Source organism: Streptococcus sanguinis, from assembly GCF_026781265.1.
GTDB lineage: Bacteria > Bacillota > Bacilli > Lactobacillales > Streptococcaceae > Streptococcus > Streptococcus sanguinis_T.
Genome location: NZ_JAKUVC010000002.1, coordinates 829,850 through 850,416, shown reverse-complemented (window position 1 = coordinate 850,416; position 20,567 = coordinate 829,850). Strand labels below are relative to the sequence as shown.

23 protein-coding genes and 1 pseudogene are annotated in these 20,567 nt (G+C 43.3%); 21 read left to right on the top strand and 3 right to left on the bottom strand.

Features of this window, described 5'->3' with window-relative positions:
- Positions 1-36: 36 nt before the first annotated feature.
- From aspS to MK370_RS04755, 6 genes are all read left to right on the top strand, one after another.
- Positions 37-1,773, top strand: a complete 1,737-nt coding sequence (gene aspS, locus MK370_RS04780) for an aspartate--tRNA ligase (protein WP_268684368.1) — start codon at positions 37-39, stop codon at positions 1,771-1,773.
- Between the two features lie 203 nt (positions 1,774-1,976).
- Positions 1,977-2,279 (top strand): Asp-tRNA(Asn)/Glu-tRNA(Gln) amidotransferase subunit GatC, encoded by a 303-nt coding sequence (gatC, locus tag MK370_RS04775; RefSeq protein ID WP_002896305.1) that lies wholly within the window; start codon positions 1,977-1,979, stop codon positions 2,277-2,279.
- Entirely contained in the window at positions 2,279-3,745 is a 1,467-nt protein-coding gene (gatA, locus tag MK370_RS04770; RefSeq protein ID WP_268684367.1) for an Asp-tRNA(Asn)/Glu-tRNA(Gln) amidotransferase subunit GatA, read from the top strand. Before gatC ends, gatA begins: the two co-directional genes overlap by 1 nt.
- Positions 3,745-5,178, top strand: coding sequence for an Asp-tRNA(Asn)/Glu-tRNA(Gln) amidotransferase subunit GatB (gene gatB, locus MK370_RS04765; protein ID WP_268684366.1), 1,434 nt, complete (start codon positions 3,745-3,747; stop codon positions 5,176-5,178). Before gatA ends, gatB begins: the two co-directional genes overlap by 1 nt.
- Positions 5,179-5,430: 252 nt before the next feature.
- The gene (locus MK370_RS04760) at positions 5,431-5,562 is read left to right on the top strand and encodes a hypothetical protein (protein WP_268684365.1); all 132 of its coding nucleotides are present in this window, start codon (positions 5,431-5,433) and stop codon (positions 5,560-5,562) included.
- Positions 5,563-5,788: 226 nt separating this feature from the next.
- Positions 5,789-6,835: a 2,3-butanediol dehydrogenase gene (locus tag MK370_RS04755; RefSeq protein WP_125356150.1), complete on the top strand. Its 1,047-nt coding sequence runs from the start codon at positions 5,789-5,791 to the stop codon at positions 6,833-6,835.
- A 197-nt stretch (positions 6,836-7,032) separates the two neighbouring features.
- On the opposite strand, the gene MK370_RS04750 is transcribed toward MK370_RS04755, so the two are convergent.
- On the bottom strand, positions 7,033-7,659 hold the full coding sequence (locus MK370_RS04750; RefSeq protein WP_268684364.1) for a TVP38/TMEM64 family protein: 627 nt from the start codon (positions 7,657-7,659) through the stop codon (positions 7,033-7,035).
- A 483-nt stretch (positions 7,660-8,142) separates the two neighbouring features.
- Here MK370_RS04750 and MK370_RS04745 point away from each other — a divergent pair, with 483 nt between their 5' ends.
- From MK370_RS04745 to MK370_RS04680, 14 genes are all read left to right on the top strand, one after another.
- Complete coding sequence (locus MK370_RS04745; RefSeq protein ID WP_268684363.1) at positions 8,143-8,514, top strand: hypothetical protein; 372 nt, start codon at positions 8,143-8,145, stop codon at positions 8,512-8,514.
- A 194-nt stretch (positions 8,515-8,708) separates the two neighbouring features.
- Complete coding sequence (locus MK370_RS04740; RefSeq protein WP_268684362.1) at positions 8,709-9,236, top strand: YqeG family HAD IIIA-type phosphatase; 528 nt, start codon at positions 8,709-8,711, stop codon at positions 9,234-9,236.
- Positions 9,237-9,238: 2 nt separating this feature from the next.
- Positions 9,239-10,345 carry a ribosome biogenesis GTPase YqeH gene (yqeH, locus tag MK370_RS04735; protein ID WP_268684361.1) on the top strand — a complete coding sequence of 369 codons (1,107 nt, stop codon included), beginning with the start codon at positions 9,239-9,241 and terminating at the stop codon, positions 10,343-10,345.
- A 106-nt stretch (positions 10,346-10,451) separates the two neighbouring features.
- Positions 10,452-10,763, top strand: a complete 312-nt coding sequence (gene yhbY / locus MK370_RS04730; protein ID WP_002896287.1) for a ribosome assembly RNA-binding protein YhbY — start codon at positions 10,452-10,454, stop codon at positions 10,761-10,763.
- Between the two features lie 28 nt (positions 10,764-10,791).
- Positions 10,792-11,424 (top strand): nicotinate-nucleotide adenylyltransferase, encoded by a 633-nt coding sequence (locus tag MK370_RS04725; RefSeq protein WP_268684360.1) that lies wholly within the window; start codon positions 10,792-10,794, stop codon positions 11,422-11,424.
- Complete coding sequence (yqeK, locus tag MK370_RS04720) at positions 11,421-12,020, top strand: bis(5'-nucleosyl)-tetraphosphatase (symmetrical) YqeK (RefSeq protein ID WP_268684359.1); 600 nt, start codon at positions 11,421-11,423, stop codon at positions 12,018-12,020. Before MK370_RS04725 ends, yqeK begins: the two co-directional genes overlap by 4 nt.
- Positions 12,017-12,520: a cysteine hydrolase family protein gene (locus MK370_RS04715; RefSeq protein WP_268684358.1), complete on the top strand. Its 504-nt coding sequence runs from the start codon at positions 12,017-12,019 to the stop codon at positions 12,518-12,520. Before yqeK ends, MK370_RS04715 begins: the two co-directional genes overlap by 4 nt.
- 9 nt (positions 12,521-12,529) lie before the next feature.
- On the top strand, positions 12,530-12,895 hold the full coding sequence (rsfS, locus tag MK370_RS04710; RefSeq protein ID WP_268684357.1) for a ribosome silencing factor: 366 nt from the start codon (positions 12,530-12,532) through the stop codon (positions 12,893-12,895).
- Between the two features lie 73 nt (positions 12,896-12,968).
- Positions 12,969-13,703 (top strand): class I SAM-dependent DNA methyltransferase, encoded by a 735-nt coding sequence (locus MK370_RS04705; protein ID WP_268684356.1) that lies wholly within the window; start codon positions 12,969-12,971, stop codon positions 13,701-13,703.
- Between the two features lies 1 nt (position 13,704).
- Complete coding sequence (locus MK370_RS04700; RefSeq protein WP_268684355.1) at positions 13,705-14,799, top strand: nucleotidyltransferase; 1,095 nt, start codon at positions 13,705-13,707, stop codon at positions 14,797-14,799.
- Positions 14,800-15,004: 205 nt separating this feature from the next.
- On the top strand, positions 15,005-15,808 hold the full coding sequence (locus MK370_RS04695; protein ID WP_268684354.1) for a DUF6612 family protein: 804 nt from the start codon (positions 15,005-15,007) through the stop codon (positions 15,806-15,808).
- Positions 15,809-16,038: 230 nt separating this feature from the next.
- Positions 16,039-16,404: a hypothetical protein gene (locus MK370_RS04690; protein ID WP_326845078.1), complete on the top strand. Its 366-nt coding sequence runs from the start codon at positions 16,039-16,041 to the stop codon at positions 16,402-16,404.
- 267 nt (positions 16,405-16,671) lie between these two features.
- On the top strand, positions 16,672-17,388 hold the full coding sequence (locus MK370_RS04685; RefSeq protein WP_268684352.1) for a YebC/PmpR family DNA-binding transcriptional regulator: 717 nt from the start codon (positions 16,672-16,674) through the stop codon (positions 17,386-17,388).
- A 127-nt stretch (positions 17,389-17,515) separates the two neighbouring features.
- Complete coding sequence (locus tag MK370_RS04680; protein WP_268684351.1) at positions 17,516-18,631, top strand: DUF4352 domain-containing protein; 1,116 nt, start codon at positions 17,516-17,518, stop codon at positions 18,629-18,631.
- Between the two features lie 83 nt (positions 18,632-18,714).
- Here MK370_RS04680 and MK370_RS04675 read toward each other — a convergent pair.
- Together MK370_RS04675 and MK370_RS04670 are read right to left on the bottom strand one after the other, a co-directional pair.
- A pseudogene (locus tag MK370_RS04675) lies at positions 18,715-18,867 on the bottom strand (transposase); the annotation flags it as partial.
- Entirely contained in the window at positions 18,843-18,977 is a 135-nt protein-coding gene (locus MK370_RS04670) for a hypothetical protein (protein ID WP_268684470.1), read from the bottom strand. The gene MK370_RS04670 and the pseudogene MK370_RS04675, both read right to left, overlap by 25 nt.
- A 354-nt stretch (positions 18,978-19,331) precedes the next feature.
- On the opposite strand from MK370_RS04670, the gene MK370_RS04665 reads away from it, so the two are divergent.
- Positions 19,332-20,474 (top strand): M20 peptidase aminoacylase family protein, encoded by a 1,143-nt coding sequence (locus MK370_RS04665; RefSeq protein WP_268684350.1) that lies wholly within the window; start codon positions 19,332-19,334, stop codon positions 20,472-20,474.
- The last annotated feature ends 93 nt before the right edge of the window (positions 20,475-20,567 follow it).

Sequence of the window (20,567 nt, the reverse complement as noted above, 5' to 3'; positions counted from 1 at the left end):
GGGCGGAGCTACAAATTGATTTGAGAGGGAAAGAACATGAAAGAAATTTTTATCGGAAATTATGGTTTAGAGCAGGTCGGACAGACCATGACCGCAACGGGCTGGGTGGCCAATATCCGTAATCACGGCAAGCTGGCTTTTATTGAGTTGCGGGACCGTGAGGGCTTGCTTCAGGTTTTTGTTGGCGGTGAGATTGAAGATTTTGCTAAGCTGGAAGAAATCGGCAAGGAAGATCTTATTGCAGTGACAGGGCAGGTAGTTCAACGTGAAGAACGTTTTGTTAATAAGGCGCTTAAGTCTGGTCAGGTTGAGCTGAGAGCTGAAAAGATTGAGGTTATTGCTAGCAGCAAGGCACTACCTTTTGAGCTGGATCAACACGCCCATACTGGAGAAGACCTGCGTCAGAAATACCGTTACCTAGACTTGCGCCGTGAGAAGATGACACATAACCTTAAACTTCGTCATCAGGTCACATCAACTATTCGGGAATATTTGAATGGGTTGGACTTTTTGGAGGTGGAGACGCCTTATCTGACTAAGTCAACTCCTGAAGGCGCTAGAGACTTCTTGGTGCCTAGTCGGGTCTTTAAAAATCAGTTCTACGCCTTGCCACAGAGCCCTCAGATGCTCAAGCAGTTGCTGATGGGAGCTGGCCTTGAGCGCTATTATCAGATTGTTCGTTGTTTCCGTGACGAAGACCTGCGGGGGGATCGCCAGCCAGAGTTTACCCAGGTGGATTTGGAGCTGAGTTTTGCCAGCGAGGAAGAAATCCGAGCTCTGGTTGAAGCCATGCTCAAGGCTGTTGTCAAGAAAACTCATGGTTTAGAGCTGACAGAAGATTTCCCAACTATTAGCTATGAAGAGGCTATGAGTCGCTTTGGTTCTGATAAGCCAGATACACGCTTCGGCTTAGAGCTGAAGAGTTTGACGGATTTGTGCCAGTCCAATGATTCGCTTCTCATCAAGAAAGCCTTGGACAACCAAGAGGAAGTGATGGGAATCTGTGTGCCAGATGCGGCAAGTGCTTTTAGCAAGAAACAGCTGAGCCACTACTATCAGGAAATGAAGGAATTTGGTTGCAGTAGTTTTGCCAGTCTCAAGATTGAAAATGGCCAGTTAGTTGGTGATCTGGCTAGTACCTTTGAAGCTGAAAGTCAGGAGTTGCTGGTACATTTTGAGGCCAAGGAGGGAGACCTCATCCTGCTAGTCATGGCCAAGAAGCATTGGGCTCAAGAAGCTTTGGGACATCTGCGCATAGAAGTCGCAAAAGCTTTGGATTTGATTGATCCGAGTTTGCTTCATTTCCTCTGGGTTGTGGATTGGCCGCTGCTGGAGTGGAATGAAGACCAAAACCGCTATCAAGCCATGCACCATCCTTTCACACAGGGGATTTTTGAAGATGGACAGGAGCCAGGTCAATTCCGCAGCCAGGCTTACGACATCGTCTTAAACGGCTATGAGATTGGCGGAGGAAGTCTGCGGATTCATGATCGGAAGGCTCAGGAAGCGATGTTTGAGCTGTTGGGCATGAGCCGAGAAGGCTATGAGCGGGACTTTGGTTTCTTCCTAGAAGCCTTAGAATATGGCTTCCCACCGCACGGCGGTTTGGCTCTAGGCTTGGATCGTCTAGTTATGATCTTGGCTGGGGAAGAAAATATTCGTCAAGTCATTGCTTTTCCGAAAAATGGTACTGGCTTTGATCCTATGCTGGAAAGCCCAAGTTTGGTGGACCAAAGACAGCTCAAAGAACTGCATTTGGAATTGAAGAATTAGTCTGAAATATGGTAAAATGAAATGATGCGAATTCCTGAAGAATAGCAGGAAGAAGCTGAAGAAAAGAGCTAGCGGATGGCAAATAAATCAGCGACCCTAGCTTGTCAAAGTAAAGGTGAGCTGAGGCTTGGAAATAAAGATGACATCTAGAAATTGTTATTTTCAGTCGCTAAAGCTCACGTATCTTATGAAAGGAATCAGAGATGAAGATTACTCAAGAAGAAGTAAGTCATGTAGCTAAGCTGTCAAAATTGGCTTTTTCGCCAGAAGAAACTGCTGAGTTTGCGACGACCTTAACCAAGATTGTCGACATGGTCGAATTGCTCAATGAAGTAGATACGGAGGGTGTGCCTTTCACTTCCAATGTAGCTGCTAATATCAATTATATGCGAGAAGATGTGGCTCAGCCGGGCTGGAACCGGGAAGAGCTTTTCCAAAATGTACCTGAAAAAGAGCGGGGCTACATCAAAGTGCCTGCCATCCTAGATGACGGAGGAGATGCCTAATGACTTTTAATCACAAGACTATTGAAGAGTTGCATGATTTGCTGGTCAAGAAAGAAATTTCTGCGGTAGAGTTAACTCAGGCAACTTTGGCAGACATCAAAGAACGTGAAGTAGCTGTGGACAGCTTTATTACTGTCAGCGAAGAGGAAGCATTAGCTCAGGCTGCGGCTCTGGATGCCAAGGGCATTGATGCTGACAATCTTATGAGCGGAATTCCGCTGGCAGTTAAGGACAATATCTCAACCAAGGGAATGTTGACGACGGCTGCCTCCAAGATACTCTACAATTACAAGCCAATTTTCGATGCGACCAGTGTGGAGAAGCTCTACGGTAAGGACATGATTATTGTCGGGAAGACCAACATGGACGAGTTCGCCATGGGTGGATCCAGCGAAAACTCTTACTTTAAGACGACTAAGAATGCTTGGGACAGCAGCAAGGTTCCTGGTGGATCATCTGGTGGTTCAGCGACAGCAGTTGCCTCTGGTCAGGTTCGTCTGTCACTGGGTTCAGATACGGGTGGTTCTATTCGCCAGCCGGCTTCCTTTAACGGTGTAGTTGGTCTAAAGCCAACCTACGGCCGGGTTTCGCGTTTTGGTCTCATTGCTTTTGGTTCTTCTTTAGACCAGATTGGTCCTTTTTCTCAGACAGTGAAGGAAAATGCCCAGCTTTTGAATGTTATTTCTGGTAATGATCCTAAGGACTCTACATCATCACAAGAGGCAGTGCCAGACTTTACCAGCAAGATTGGCCAAGACATCAAGGGCATGAAGATTGCTTTGCCTAAGGAATACATGGGTGAAGGAATTGACAGCGAGGTCAAGGAAACGATTCTGGCAGCAGCGAAGCACTTGGAAAGTCTAGGAGCTATCGTTGAAGAAGTCAGCTTGCCCCACAGTAAGTACGGAGTAGCAGTCTACTATATTATTGCTTCCTCTGAGGCTAGCTCCAACCTGCAGCGTTTTGACGGTATTCGCTATGGCTACCGCGCAGAAGGTATTGAAAATCTAGAAGATGTCTATGTCAAATCTCGCAGCGAAGGCTTTGGTGAAGAGGTGAAACGCCGCATCATGCTGGGAACTTTCAGTTTGTCATCTGGTTACTACGATGCTTACTTCAAGAAAGCTGGTCAGGTTCGTACCTTGATTATGCAAGATTTTGCTAAGGTTTTTGAAAAATACGATTTGATCTTAGGTCCAACTGCACCAACTGTAGCTTATGACTTGGGCAGTCAAAACCAAGATCCAGTGGCCATGTATCTGGCTGACCTGTTGACTATTCCAGTCAATCTGGCTGGTCTGCCGGGCATTTCAATCCCAGCTGGCTTTGCAGACGGTCTTCCTGTCGGCCTGCAGATGATTGGTAACCACTTCGATGAAGCGACCATCTATCAGGCAGCCGCAGCATTTGAAGCGACGACTGACTACCACAAACAGCAGCCAGTTATCTTTGGAGGTGAAAAATAATGAACTTTGAAACAGTTATCGGACTGGAAGTCCATGTTGAATTGAAGACCAATTCAAAAATTTTCTCACCGGCTCCAGCTCACTTCGGTGAGGATCCCAATGCCAACACCAATATCATTGACTGGTCTTTCCCAGGTGTTCTGCCTGTTATGAACAAGGGTGTCATTGACTATGGTATCAAGGCTGCTCTGGCCTTGAACATGGACATTCACCAAAAGATGCACTTTGACCGCAAGAATTACTTCTATCCGGACAATCCAAAAGCCTATCAAATTTCTCAGTTTGATGAGCCGATTGGCTACAATGGCTGGATTGAAATTGAGCTAGAAGACGGTACAACCAAGAAAATCCGTATCGAGCGGGCCCACTTGGAAGAAGATGCTGGAAAGAATACCCACGGCAGCGATGGCTACTCTTATGTGGACCTCAACCGTCAAGGAGTGCCACTGATTGAGATTGTATCCGAAGCAGATATGCGCAGTCCAGAAGAAGCTTATGCCTATCTGACTGCTCTCAAGGAAATCATCCAGTACACGGGCATTTCTGATGTCAAGATGGAAGAGGGCTCCATGCGGGTCGATGCCAATATTTCCATCCGTCCTTACGGCCAGGAAGAATTTGGTACCAAGACTGAGCTGAAAAACCTTAACTCCTTCAACTTTGTCCGTAAGGGTCTGGCATTTGAGGAAAAACGCCAGGCTGAAATCCTACGCAGTGGCGGTCAAATTCGTCAGGAAACCCGTCGTTATGATGAAGCAACTGGTGAAACCCTGCTCATGCGGGTCAAAGAAGGTTCCGCAGACTACCGTTACTTCCCAGAGCCGGATCTGCCTATCTTTGAGATTGAGGATGCTTGGATTGAGCAAGTACGCAGCAGCTTGCCAGCCTTTCCAAAAGAGCGTCGTGCCAAGTATGTGGGCGACTACGGTCTGTCTGATTACGACGCCAAGCAGCTGACAGCGACGAAGGCTGTGTCTGACTTCTTTGAAGCAGCTGTTGCGGCAGGCGGTGACGCCAAGGCTGTTTCTAACTGGCTCCAAGGAGAAGTGGCTCAATACCTCAATGCCGAAGGCAAGACTATTTCTGAAATTGAGCTGACACCCGAGAACCTGACTGAGATGATTGCTCTGATTTCAGACGGAACGATTTCCTCTAAGATTGCTAAGAAGGTCTTTGTCCATCTAGCCAAAAATGGAGGCTCTGCTAAAGAGTATGTACAGAAAGCAGGCCTGATTCAAATCTCAGACCCTGCCCAGCTTCTTCCAATCATCCAGCAAGTCTTTGCGGAAAATGAAAAAGCCATCAATGACTATAAGGGCGGCAATAAGAATGCGGCCAAGTCCCTGATTGGCCAGCTGATGAAGGCCACTAAGGGCCAAGCCAACCCACAAGTAGCACAAAAACTGCTCAATGAAGAGTTGGAGAAATTGTAGAAATAAGTAGAAAACCAGTCAAGAGGCTGGTTTTTGTATTTCAATTAGATATTTGATATAATAAGATAGATAAAAACAAAGGAGTTAGCTATGTCGGAAATTACAATTACGCGTGATACGGGTATGGTTGGTGTTGCTCAAAAAGTAGCGGTATATCTTAATGGTGAACTTGTACACAAACTTTCAAATAATTAAAGCAAAATTCTATCATTTGAAGGGAACAGTATTGAGCTACAGGTTGGACAAAGTTTTATGAAGTCTCATAAAATTCAAGTAAAAAATGGCCAAAAAGTACTTGTTAAAGCTTCTGGAATTCGTGCTATGCTAGGAATTCTTGGGATTATCTTAGGCTTACCTTATTTACTTCTTGAGATAGAGGGTTAATATTCCCAAATTTCAGCAGGAGCAGAATTTAACAGTTTCTAAATCATAGAAAAAATCGGTCAGAAATGACCGATTTTTCTCTTCTATGCTATAACAAACAAAGTGATATAATTAGAAGTATCAAATTTTTAAAATTAAAAATTTTTCTGAAATTCTGTTAATCATTTGACAAGAAAAATGAAAAGGCTTACAATTAATCTAATAATTTATAAAGCGAGGTATGTTTATGGCAAAAATGAATGCTGCGCGTTGGTATGGCGCTAAAGATGTTCGTATTGAAGAAGTGGATGTACCGGAAGTCCAACCGCATCAGGTTAAAATTGCGGTCAAGTTCACAGGAATCTGTGGAACTGACTTGCATGAATACCTGGACGGACCGATTTTTATTCCGACAGAAACAGAGCATGTCTACTCTGGGCAGAAAGCGCCTGTGACCTTGGGACATGAGTTTGCTGGGGAGATTGTTGAGGTCGGCAGTGCTGTGACACGGGTCAAAGTTGGCGATCGGGTGACAGTTGAGCCTATTTTAGCTAAGCATAATCTTGTCGGTGATTACAATCTGGACCCTAATCTAAACTTTGTCGGCTTGGCGGCAGACGGTGGTTTTGCAAAATACTGTGTTTTGGACGGAGACATTGTTCACAAAGTTCCAGACAGCCTTAGCTATGAGCAGGCAGCTTTGACAGAACCTGCTGCTGTGGCTGTTTATGCAGTTCGTCAGTCGGCTCTTAAGACGGGCGATACCGCAGTCGTCTTCGGTTTGGGACCAATTGGGCTCTTGATTATTGAGGCTTTGCGGGCAGCCGGTGCCTCTAAGATTTATGGAGTTGAATTATCTCCAGAACGCCAAGCCAAGGCAGAGGAACTTGGGGCGATTATTGTTCGGCCAGAAGAGGATGAAGACGTGGTAGCTGCTATTCATCGTTTAACTGGTGGCGGGGCAGATGTGTCTTATGAAGTGACAGGGGTGCCGGTTGTGCTGGGACAAGCTTTGGCTGCTGTCCACAAGGCTGGAGAATGTATGGTGGTTTCTATCTGGGAACGAGAAGCCAGCATCAACCCTAATGAATTTGCCATTCAAGAAAAATCGCTCAAGGGCATTATCGCATATCGACATATTTTCCCTAAGGTGCTGGAGCTGATGGAGCAGGGCTATTTCTCTGCTGACAAGCTTGTGACCAAGAAGATTAAGCTAGAGGATATTGTGCAAGAAGGCTTTATCGAGCTGACTCAGGACAAGGCGCAGATCAAGATTTTGGTATCGCCAGAGTAAAATCTTTGCTTAATCATGAGATGAAAATCAGTCAAAACTGGCTGATTTTTCTTTATGGTTTGTGTTGTAATAAGCAAAGATATAGAAAGAGGTTTAGGATGTCAAAAGTTTTGAAAGGGACCATATTTTTGAACCGCACCCCAAAAGTTAGATTTTTTCTGTCTAACTTTTGGGGTGCGGTTCAATTCAACTTCTTTTTATTTGGAGATCATTTTCCAGAAAAAATCAATGATATAGGTCAATCCGTAGGTATAGATAACGAGAGTGATGGGCTTGCAGAGAAGGATAATCAGCATGTACTTTTTGAAAGTCATCTTGGTCAGGGCGGCTAGCATGCAGAGAAAGTCGGCTGGACTGATGGGCCAAATCATCATGAAAATAAAGAAGCGCTCAAAGCGATTACCCTTATCCAGCCAGCCGATATATTTATCATAGGTGCGCTTGCTGACGACAGACTGGACAAAAGCCGGACCGTAGGTGCGCGCCAGATAAAATATCAGGGCGCAGCCAATGACAATACCGATATAGTTATAAATGGTGCCGACGATATGGCCGTAGATGAAAACACCAGCGACAGAGGTCAGGGCACCAGGTATAATGGGCACGACCGTCTGTAGAATCTGCAGGAAGATAAAGAGAGGCGGTCCCCAGATTCCAGCCTGCTGGATAAAGGCTGAGAGAGTTTCCTTGGACTGGAGGATGCCAACGAAATAGGCCCAAAGACAAAAAGCCACCGTTCCTAAAGCTCCAATGGCGGATGACCAGTTGATAATCTTTTGCAAAAGAGGGGAGACAGCCTGCATCTGTCTGTTTTTTTCTGCCATACAAACCTCCAGGACATTTATACTATCACCACTATAATATCATCTTTTGTCCTTTTTGTAACCTTTGAGACTGAAGGTGCCAAAAAGCCTGAAAGATGATATAATGATGTAATTAGTAAAGCATAAGTTTTCAAATAATCGTTCAAAATCAATGAAAAATCTGTAAGAGGAGAGCCTACAGTGGAAGAATATCTAAATTTATATCATCAAAAATTGTGGGAGGTCGCTAATGATAATATTGTAGGGGTCTTTATAAATCCTCTTATACTTTCTTTGGTATTATTTTTCTACCCTATTATTGTATATCATTTTGTAATAGAAAAGAAATAGGTTAAACTCTTGTTAATGATGTCAAGCATCCCCGTTATTTTTGGTCTTTCTTGCCTAATCATAGAATACAGAGATGTTTATAATCAAATCGTAAATTCTACATCTGATAAACATATGGTCTTTTTTCTTAACTATCAAGATAGAGAGGGACTCTTGGGCTATTCAAAAAATGACGAAGAAATCCAATTCGCAAGTGTTGATTGGAAATTGCATGAAAAAGATATCATAATGTTTGTAAATTCTAACGTTTTTTACACTGGATTATTAAATGATTTATCAGCAAAGTTACCAGGTGGACATCGACCAACTAGAATTATCCCAATTGTTCTGGTTGGTTATACAGAAAAAGATGAAATTTGGGAATCAATAGATATTCGTATAGCACCTGGAGATAATAAAGATGATTTTGAAAAGTTCTCTAAATTGATACACATCAAAAAAGAGGATACAATTAGCTCCAAATTTATATCCGATTTTCAGGAATTGTACCAAACAGATCTACAGATGGAGAAAAAGAATTATTAAAATTTCTCTTTTAGATTATGTAAGTAATTTCTCAATATTAAACTAATAGCTTCCACTTTTAGGAAGCTGTTCTCATTTGCTTGAAAAATAGAAAAGTGAACATCACCTATTCGCTCTAGAAGAAATAGGACCATGAGTGCCAAAAAGCCCATTTTATGCTATAATAATGAGAATACGAATTTTTGGAGAGAGATGTGGCGATTGAAGATTATATGCCGGACTTTGCGATCGAGGCAGTTTACGATTTGACAGTAGAGAGTTTGAAAAGACAGGGTATCAAAGCGGTTTTGGTGGATTTGGATAATACCCTGATTGCTTGGAATAATCCTGATGGGACCCCAGAGATGAAGAAGTGGCTTCATGATTTGCGGGACGCGGGCATTCGGATAATTGTGGTGTCCAATAATAACCAAAAACGGGTCAAGCGGGCTGTTGAAAAGTTTGATATTGATTATGTCTACTGGGCGATGAAACCCTTCACTTGGGGAATTGATCGGGCGCTCAAGCTTTTTCATTTTGAAAAAAAGGAAGTGGTTATGGTGGGCGACCAGCTCATGACGGATATTCGGGCAGCACATCGGGCCGGGATTCGTTCGATTTTAGTCAAACCCCTAGTTGAGCACGACTCTATCAAGACTCAGATCAATCGGGCGCGTGAACGCCGTGTGCTCAAGAAAATCACTGAAAAATACGGCCAAATTCAATACAAAAAAGGAATTTAAGCATGGAAGAACTTCTCTGTATCGGCTGCGGAGCCACTATTCAGACAGAAGATAAGGGCAAGCTAGGCTATACCCCTCAGTCAGCTCTAGAAAAAGGCTTGGAGACAGGTGAGCTTTATTGTCAACGCTGTTTCCGCCTGCGCCATTATAATGAAATCAGCGACGTCCAGCTGACGGATGATGACTTTCTGCGGCTTCTGCATGAGGTTGGAGATAGCGATGCCTTTGTCGTCAATGTTGTCGATATTTTTGACTTTAATGGATCGGTCATTCCTGGCCTGCCTCGCTTTGTCGCAGGAAATGATGTTCTCTTGGTCGGGAATAAAAAGGACATTTTGCCTAAGTCGGTCAAGGATAGCAATGTGACTCAGTGGCTGACGGAGCGGGCTCACGAAGAAGGCCTGCGTCCAGTCGATGTGGTCCTGACCTCTGCTCAGAACAAGCAGGCAATTAAGGACTTGATTGACAAGATTGAGCATTGCCGCAAGGGACGTGACGTTTATGTGGTTGGCGTGACTAATGTGGGCAAGTCCACTTTGATTAACGCCATTATTCAAGAAATCACGGGCGATAAGGATATTATTACGACTTCTCGCTTCCCTGGTACAACTCTGGATAAAATTGAGATACCTTTAGCAGACGGCAGTCATATCTATGATACACCGGGCATTATCCATCGTCACCAGATGGCTCACTATCTTTCTGCTAAGAATCTCAAATACATCAGTCCTAAAAAGGAAATCAAACCCAAAACCTACCAGCTCAATCCAGAGCAAACCCTCTTCTTGGGTGGCCTAGGCCGTTTCGATTTTGTGGCAGGTGACAAGCAGGGCTTCACGGCTTATTTTGACAATGAGCTTAAGCTCCACCGAACCAAGTTGGAAGGTGCCAGCGGCTTTTATGACAAGCATGTAGGCAGTCTCTTAGTGCCGCCGGTTGGCAAGGAAAAGGAAGAGTTTCCAGTCTTGGTTAAGCATGAATTTACCATCAAGGACAAGACGGATATCGTCTTTTCTGGTCTGGGCTGGATTCGCGTCAGTAGTCCTGCCCGAGTAGCTGGCTGGGCGCCAGAGGGTGTGGCGGTTGTCACTCGGAAAGCTATTATATAGTATTCAAGAAACAAAGGGGAATAAATCCCCTTAAAATAAGGAAGGAAAAGGCTATGAACAGTGGGGGAAAAGTAGGTCCCAACTGTCTCATACCTTATAGAAGAACATGACACTAACATCAAAACAACGTGCCTTTCTCAACAGTCAGGCACATAGTCTCAAACCTATCATTCAGATTGGGAAAAATGGACTCAATGACCAAATCAAAACCAGCGTCCGTCAGGCACTGGATGCGCGAGAGCTGATTAAGGTTACGCTCTTGCAAAACACGGATGAGAATATTCACGAGGTCGCGGAAATTCTGGAAGAGGAAATCGGAGTAGATACAGTGCAGAAGATTGGTCGAATCTTGATTCTCTACAAGCAGTCCAGCAAGAAGGAAAATCGCAAACTCTCTGTCAAAGTCAAGCAAATTTAAGGAAAAATTTCTGTGGAGATATCAGCCTATGGCTATTGAATTACTGACCCCCTTTACCAAGGTGGAATTAGAACCAGAAGTTAAAGATAAGAAACGCAAACAGATTGGCATACTAGGCGGGAATTTCAACCCTGTCCACAATGCTCATTTGGTCGTGGCGGATCAGGTCCGACAACAGTTAGGCTTGGATCAGGTCCTGCTCATGCCAGAGTACGAGCCGCCCCATGTAGATAAGAAAGAGACCATTGATGAAAAGCATCGGCTGAAAATGCTGGAGCTGGCTATTGAGGGCATTGAAGGCTTAGGGATTGAAACCATTGAGCTGGAACGGAAGGGAATTTCTTACAGCTACGACACCATGAAGCTACTGACAGAGCAACATCCAGATGCGGACTATTACTTTATCATCGGTGCGGATATGGTGGACTATCTGCCCAAGTGGTACCGGATTGATGAGCTGGTTGAGCTGGTTCAGTTTGTCGGGGTTCAGCGACCGCGTTACAAGGCGGGGACTTCTTACCCTGTTATCTGGGTGGATGTGCCGCTTATGGATATTTCCTCCAGCATGGTACGGGATTTTCTGGCTCAGGGACGGACTCCTAATTTCCTGCTGCCTCAGCCGGTGCTAGACTATATCGAGAAAGAGGGGCTTTATCTATGACCTATGAAAGCTATATCAGTATGGGCCGTGAGGCCTTGCTGGCTAAGATGGAAACAGTCATGTCTGAGAAACGCTTGCGGCATTGCCTAGGCGTGGAAAAGGCCGCTCGTGAATTAGCGGAGCGCTTCGGTCTTGACGTCGAAAAAGCGGGTCTAGCAGGACTCCTGCACGATTATGCCAAAAAGGTTTCAGATGAGGATTTCCTATCCTTGATTGATAAATATCAGCTGGATCCTGACCTGAAAAACTGGGGCAATAACGTCTGGCATGGCATGGTGGGCATTTATAAGATTCAGGAAGACTTAGGCATCGAAGATGCCGAGATTCTGCGAGCTATCGAGATTCATACAGTAGGCAGTGGCACCATGTCTGAGCTGGACAAGGTCGTCTATGTAGCCGACTACATTGAGCATAACCGGGACTTTCCGGGAGTGGACAAGGCCAGAGAGCTGGCTCAGCGTTCGCTCAATCTAGCTGTGGCCTATGAAACAGCAAGGACCGTGGAGCATCTGGCCCATAAGGGAATGCCCATCTATCCGCAGACCTTGGAGACCTACAATGCCTTTGTAGGGTATTTGAAGGAAATAAAAGAATGAAAACAGCTCTAATCATTATAGATGTACAAAATATCTTAGTGGAGACAGGTTTTCAGTCTGATAAAATGATGGATAAAATTTCCTTTCTGCAGCATCAGGCTAGGAGTAAAGGTGTCGAAATTATCTATATTCAGCATATTGAAAATCCAGAAGATAGTGAATTGGAAACTTGGGAGTTGTCTCCTCTCTTAAATCGGAAGTCAGACGAAAAGGTCTTTCAGAAGAAGTATAATAGTATATTTAAAGAGACTGGTTTAAAAGACTACTTGGATAAAGAAGATATTGGTCGTCTAGTTTTATGTGGAATGCAGACGGAATATTGTGTAGATGCATCGGTTAAAGTTGGATTTGAATTTGATTATAAACTTATCATTCCAGAAGGTGCTTTTACAACTTTTGATGGAGAAGAGGCTTCGGCAGAAAAAATAAATACTTTTTATCAAAAAATTTGGAACAGACGTTTTGCGGAAGTTCTAGATTACAAAAACATTTTTAATTAAAGAGGAACTATGAAAGAACAAGAATTATTGGAACTGGTCGTGAAGGCGGCCGATGAAAAGCGTGCAGAAGATATTGTGGCTTTGGACTTGCAAGGTCTGACTACTGTGACAGATTATTTTGTCATCGTCAGCTCTATGAACAGCCGTCAGCTGGATGCAGTCGCTGAAAATATCCGCGAGAAAGCTGCTGAGGCTGGTGTTTCTGCTGGTCATGTTGAGGGAGATGCAGCTGGTGGCTGGGTTCTCTTAGACTTAGGTGGCGTGGTCGTCCATGTTTTTTCTGAGGAAATGCGAGCGCATTACAATCTGGAAAAACTCTGGCATGAAGCAACTGGCGTGGATGTTGCGGCTTTATTGGAAGAAAAAAACAACTGATTTTTGCCCTTAGGCAGAAAGCAGAATTTAGCTCAGTCAGCCTGCTGGCTGGGCTATTTTTGAAAGGAAAAGTATGGCAACTTATGAAACCTTCGCGTCGGTTTACGATGCGATTATGGATGATTCTTTGTATGAGAAGTGGACGGATTTCAGCCTGCGTCATTTTCCCAAGGATAAGAAAAAGCTGCTGGAGCTGGCTTGTGGAACGGGCATTCAGTCTATTTATTTTAAGCAGGCTGGTTTTGATGTGACGGGGTTGGACCTGAGTCAGGAAATGCTGGATTTGGCGGAGAAGCGTAGCAGAGAGGCAGGTTTTGACATTCCCTTTATCCAGGGCAATATGCTGGATTTGAGTGGTGTCGGTCAGTTTGACTTGGTGACTTGTTATTCAGACTCGATTTGCTATATGGAGGACGAAGTCGATGTCGGTCAGGTTTTCACTCAAGTCTACCAGCATCTAAATGAGGGCGGCCGCTTTATCTTTGACGTGCACTCGATTTACCAGATTGACGAGGTTTTTCCAGGCTATTCTTATCATGGAAATGCTGAAACCTTTGCCATGGTCTGGGATTCTTATGCGGACGAACCGCCTCACTCCATCGTGCATGAGCTGACCTTCTTTGTCCAAGACGAGGATGGGCGCTTCACGCGCCATGATGAGGTGCATGAGGAACGGACCTATGAGATTCTGACCTATGATATCTTACTGGAGCAGGCTGGCTTTAAGAATGTCAAGGTTTACGCGGACTTTGAGGACAAGGAGCCGACAGACAAGAGCGCTCGCTGGTTCTTTGTGGCGGAGAAATGAGATGACAGTTACCGGTATTATCGCGGAGTTTAATCCTTTTCATAATGGGCACAGATATCTGCTGGAGCGGGCTTCTGGGCTGAAAATTATTGCCATGAGCGGCAATTTTGTTCAGCGGGGTGAACCGGCTATCGTGGACAAATGGACTCGGGCTCAGATGGCTTTAGAAGCTGGAGCGGATCTGGTCCTTGAGCTACCTTTCTTGGTCAGTGTTCAGGCGGCGGACTTTTTCGCTAAGGGGGCAGTAGACATCTTAGAGAGACTGGGCATTGATCATCTAATGTTTGGAACTGAGGAAGTACTGGATTATGAGAGTATTTCTGGGGTCTATGGTCAAAAGGCAGAGCAGATGGAGGCTTATCTGGCTGGTTTGCCTGATTCCCTATCCTATCCCCAGAAGACTCAAGCTATGTGGCAGGAGTTTGCAGGGCTCAATTTCTCAGGCTCCACTCCCAATCATATCTTAGGCTTGGCCTATGCCAAGGCTGTGGCGGGAAGAGATATAAAACTGTGTCCGATTCAACGTCAGGGAGCTGGCTATCATTCCTTGTCAGCTGATCAGGAGTTTGCCTCCGCAACTGCCCTTCGTCAGAATCTGGATCAGCCAGACTTTCTCAAGAAATTCACCCCAGCCCATCACTTGCTTGAAGCGGCTCCCAAGGTGACCTGGTCGGAGTTTTTTCCTTATCTCCGTTACCAGATAGTGACTTGTCCGGATTTGACAGATTTTTACCAGGTCAACCAAGAGTTGGCCGTTAGGATTAGAGAGGCCTTGAAAAACAGTGAGACTATAGAAGAGTTGGTTGAGCAGGTGGCGACCAAGCGCTATACCAAGGCTCGGGTCCGTCGTCTGCTGACCTATATCCTGGTCGGAGTTAGGCAAGAAGAGCTTCCATCAGGTGTTCATATTTTAGGCTTTTCCGAGCAGGGGCGCCAGCATTTGTCCCAGCTTAAGGGAAAAGTTGAATTGGTCAGCCGTATCGGCAAGGTGCCGTGGGACAGTTTGACCCAGCAGGCTGATAAGGTCTATCAACTAGGAAATCCTGCACTTATGGAACAAAATTTTGGACGGGTTCCGATTATGAAAGATAAGTAAGGCTGAATATTCAGCCTTTTTGCTTTGTTTGCGATGGTAAATAAAAAATGGTATAATAAACAAATAAACTTGTTTTCACTAAGGAGCATGATCTGCTTTTTAGTGGTTTGATTGTAGGTATGAAAGCTAACATTCGGTCAATAAAACATTGCTATGCTGATTTAATGCTTATCTTTCCTATCCATGTCTCAAAGGAGGAAGACTCATGAAAATTCAAAAGATTACCTTTATGGCACTTACTGCTTTACTGACGCTTAGTTTAGGTGCTTGTAGCTTGATTGGGCAGAAGCATTCTCAAAAGAATCAGGGTGGGACGGAGAATAGCTCCCGTGAGATCCAAAAGAATACTTCTTCTGACGATATTGAAGAACTCTTGGAGAAAGCAGAAACTGCGAATGAAGATCTAACTTCAATGAAAATGAAGGTAAAACTATCTATCACTGTAGATGGTTCCAATAAAACTCAAACGATGAGCGGAGATCTTCTCTATGATAAAAGCACAGATGAACTGGCCAAGGCACATTTAATCATAGATGGAAAAGAGGGCGGTCAGGAGAGTTATCAAGAAGCGATTATGCCAGGCGGAGAGAATAAACTTTTGTATACTCGTTCTTCTAAAAATGGAACATGGTCTAAGCAAGAAATGGGAAGCGGTGCAGATTATTATGTTCAGCCCGACTATTTCAAACTCATGGATGGCTTTTATCAAATGGCCGATGATGTCACTGTAAAGGAAAGCGGTGATGAATATATCTTTAAATTAAGCAGTAAAAATGCTGACTTGCTGGGGCTTTTTGGTGAAGAATTCAAACTAGAGCTGTCAGGTGTTACTCAGGCAGATATGGATAAGAAGTTAGAAGTACGCTTGGATAAAAAGACCTTATTCTTAAAAGAATTTAAGCTAGGTTTATCTTATAGAGGTGAAAAAGGTAGTATGGATGTTCAAACAGATACTCAATATTCTGACTGGAATAAGGTAGAGGAAGATGAGTTTAAGGCGCCTCAGTAAAGCATAAGCAAAACTATTAGCTGAGAAAGAAAGGAAAAGTCATGCCTTTATTGTTTGCTTTTCGCTACCGTAGAGGACTCTATTTGACCATAGTCATCTTGGCATCTGTCTTTTTAGCCTTAAGTACTATTTTCGGAACTTTAGCTTACTTTATACTATTTTCTTTCGAAAAGGCCATGCCTGGAGCAGGAATACGCTCGTTCAGTTTGCCTTTTATACTTGCTTTTTTCATGACTGTTATAGTCGAAATCTTTGCAATAGTCCATGCGGGTCGCAAGCTGAGCAAAAAGTGCTTTGTTCTTGTAGGAACAGAATGGGGCCTGACCGTGCGAGGCGCTTTGTTGAAAGAGCATAGCTTTGCTTGGAATCAACTGGAAAGTGTTTTTTACCGGCCGGCTTGGGGAAGAACTTCTGATGGGCAGGCTTCTTTTCGACTGGGAGTCAGGTACTATCGGAGAGAATACCTATATGTCAAGCCTTATCATGGCAAGTCCGTTCGAGTAGACGTCACTTTTTTAGATGGCAGAATAGAGGATGTTTTTGCCTGCTTAAGCAGATGCAAACCGGATTTGCCTATTGTGAAAAATTATCAGTGATATTTTTGATGGATTTCGGTAAAGGTCAGTTATGATAGACCTGTCGGTTTCGGGAAATAGAATTCATCGTCCAGTTGCTGTTTTAGCGACTGGATTTTTTATGGAAGGAAAACTGAAATCAATTTTATCTCGATTTCAGGCTAACAAGAGTTGAAGAATACAACCAGAATCTTCTAGAAGCTATCATTTTTTCTTAGTGATTTTTCTGATTCCCTGTGTTATAATAAGAAAGATTAAAAATGTAATTTATCAAAAGGAGAATCTCCAATGGGACGTAAATGGGCCAATATTGTGGCAAAGAAAACGGCCAAAGACGGCGCAAACTCAAAAGTATATGCTAAGTTTGGTGTGGAAATCTATGTAGCAGCTAAAAAGGGTGATCCAGATCCAGAGTCTAACACAGCTTTGAAATTCGTCATAGACCGAGCTAAACAAGCTCAGGTGCCGAAGCATGTCATTGACAAGGCCATTGATAAGGCAAAAGGGAACACGGACGAAACCTTTACTGAAGGTCGCTATGAAGGATTTGGGCCAAGCGGTTCTATGCTGATTGTCGATACCCTGACTTCAAATGTCAATCGGACTGCAGCCAATGTCCGTGCTGCTTTTGGTAAAAATGGCGGCAATATGGGAGCTAGCGGCTCTGTATCTTATCTTTTTGATAATAAAGGCGTGATTGTCTTTGCTGGGGACGACGCTGACAGTGTCTTTGAACAGCTGCTGGAAGCGGATGTGGATGTTGATGATGTTGAAGCAGAAGAAGGAAGCATCACTGTCTATACAGCGCCAACCGACCTTCACAAGGCCATCGTGGCTCTGCGTGAATCTGGTATTCAAGAATTCCAAGTAACTGAGCTGGAAATGATTCCTCAGTCTGAAGTAGAGTTGACCGGTGAAGACCTCGAAACCTTTGAAAAACTTTATAGCGTTTTAGAAGACGATGAAGATGTCCAAAAAATCTATACGAATGTAGATGGATTCTAACTTTAGATATGCACTTTATTTGTTGTTTCTAAATAGCAAAACGTCTTATTTGAGCAAAATGTAATAAAAAGATTTACCGAACTTATTAAGTGTGATAAAATAGAGAAAAATAATTTAAGGAGTTACTATGAAAAGAATCTTTAAATATGCACTATTACTAACAACTGCTGCTAGCTTAACAGGTTGTGCATTTGTTCCTAAGCAGAAAAATAATTCAACTTCAGGTGCTGAAGACAAACAAACTTCAAAAAGTGTTTCTAGTAATGGTCAAGTTGAAATAACAATCAAAGATGGAGAATATATTTTACCATCAGAGGGCAGTTCTGACTCTAAATATTTAGCTTTGTCACTTGAATTTAAAAATAAAACGAATAAAAAGCTAAACATTTCTAGCACAGACATTAGTTTGTATGATTCAAAAGATGAAAAAGTTGAACCTGAAAGAGTCTATAGCGATTCAGATAAATTTAAAACGTTGAGTTATAATGACTTAGCGAAAGGAAAAACGATTTCTGGATATGTAGTCTTTGAAGTTGATAAGGATCAGAAATATGAACTCCATTACTCACCAGCTTCATATACTACCGAAGATGAAGTGAAAGAAGTCCATCTTAAAGTTGATCCATCAAAATATACGGATGATGTTGATGAAATAAAAAATGTAGCTTCAGAGTATGTGAATGCAGTCTTTCTTGGTGGAGAAGCAAGTGGAAAGGATGCAAAAAAATCTGATAAGAAAAAAGATGGAGTACCTTTAGGAAATGATCTAGAGAAATCTAAAACAGAATTCCGAACTAAATTTGCTGAAACTTTTAAACGTCGACTATATAATTATCCTTTCACAGAAGAAGAAACAAATGCGTTTATTGATGCTTATATAAAAGCAAATGCTAAACGTGCTAATATTACCTACACAGTAAAAGAATATTTCCCAGATCATGCGGTTGTAGTAGTTCAACCAGAAGTCATTGGACTTAAAGGGATTACTAGAGATTATCTTAGTAATTTCTATAACCAACATCGTTCAGAATATGGAAGTCTCTCAGATGCTTATAAAGCGGCTGATAAGGCATTGGTAGATGAAACGACGGCTAGCCTAGATTCTCGTCCTTTAGCAACGAGCGAAAGTATCAGTCGTGAGGGTTATAAGATGAAGTTGGTTCGTAAGGACGGAAAATGGATAGTTGAAACGCAAGATTATGGTTATGGTTCCTTTATGACTGTATTCATGGGTGATTTCTAAAATTATTTATAAAAGACTTTAGATATGCAGACCCTGATAAGCTTTATCAGGGTCTTTGTCAACTGTAGTGGGTTGCTAAAAAGTCATATTCTGGTGAGGATTAAATCAGTCCTCTCCTTTTTGATATTCAAAGCGATGAGGATTCTAGTTTTAAAATTGTCAAAGTTCCGAAAGCCGAAAGCGTTGCGCTTGATGAGGTTGTTAGTAGCTTCTAGTTTTGCATTTGAGCAGGATAATCCAGCTTAGCGATGATTTCTTTATGAGTTCCAGCATCTAGAACATCCAAGATTATGATGTTAGGGTCTTTTATTCCGAGTAAGTTTGTGATAAAATTGAACTGTTCCATAAGAGTCTTTCTAATGATGGTTTTGTCGCTTTTCATTATAGGTTTTATGGGACTTTTTTTCTACAACAAATAGGCTCCATCATTCCTACAGTGGTTTTACCCACTACAGAAATTATAGAGCCGCTTTATCAGGGTCTTTGATTACCTTTGTTTATGATAAATGTTGTTTTTGAAGTGAGATTCTCTCCTTAAATAGGACATTTTAGATTTAATCAGAATACTCAAGATTTAACAAACTGAATGTTAAGCAGTAGTAGAGAAAAAATTAACTAGAAAGTCAGCACTAAAAATTATTAAACTTAGAATTGAATGTGAATGGACTTAATGAACGTTGGTTTTTAGAAGGAGTCTGCCATGAAAAAATTTTATGATAAACTGATGCAAACGCGGCATTATCTTCATCAGCATCCAGAACTGTCTGGGCAGGAATTTGAAACGACAGCTTTCCTAAGAAGCTATCTGGAAGATTTGGAGATTAGGATTTTAGAATCCGGTCTGAAAACTGGCCTAGTTGCCGAGGTTGGCTCTGGCAAGCCAGTTATTGCCCTGAGGGCTGATATCGATGCTCTGCCCATTTTGGAGCGGACAGGTCTGCCTTACGCCAGTCAGAATGCAGGTGTCATGCACGCTTGCGGCCATGATTTTCATCAGACCAGCCTTTTGGGGGCAGCGGAGCTGCTCAAGTCTATGGAAGGAGATTTGAGAGGGACAGTTCGTCTGATTTTTCAGCCAGCTGAGGAAACTTCTCAGGGAGCCAGTCAGGTTCTTGCGACTGGTTTACTGGACGATGTGTCTGCTATTATCGGCTTTCACAATATGCCCCAGCTCAAGGCGGGACAGTTGGCGCTTAAAGCTGGAGCCATGATGGCTGGAGTTGAGAAGTTCAAGGTGGAGGTAGAAGGCGTCAGCAGCCATGCGGCTAGGCCAGATCTGGGTGTTGATACAGTATTGACCTTGACTAGTATGATTCAAAATCTGCAGCCTCTAGTGGCCCGCACAGTATCTCCTTTTGAAGCAGCTGTCTTATCTGTGACTCATATCGAAGCAGGAGCTACCTGGAATGTACTGCCGCAGTCGGGCTTTTTTGAAGGGACTATCCGTAGCTTCAATCCGACCTTGCAGCAGCGTCTCAAGGAAGATTTTATCCGAATTGTAGAGAATACAGCGGAGAATTTTGGAGCTCAAGTCAGGATTTCTTGGGACCATACTCCGCCAGTGACCTATAATGATCCCGAATTAGCCGAGCTGCTCTATGAGCACTCACAGAATCTGGCTGAGGTCCTACCAGCCAGTCCATCCTCGGCTGGAGAAGATTTTGCCTTTTATCAGGAGGAGCTTCCAGGCGTCTTTGCCTTTATCGGCTCAAATGGTGCGGAAAATGCTCCTGACCTCCATCACGACAGCATGGTCATTGACGACGAAGCCTTCAAAGTTTCCGTTCCTTACTATGTGGAGAGCGCCCTCTTTCTCCTGCAGTACTACAGGCAGAAAGTCTAGTGAATGGCTGTCTCAAAGCTGATAAAGAAAAGCTATCACCTCCATAAAAAATATATAATGGTCAAGCTTCTTCTTATTTGATATGATAAAGAA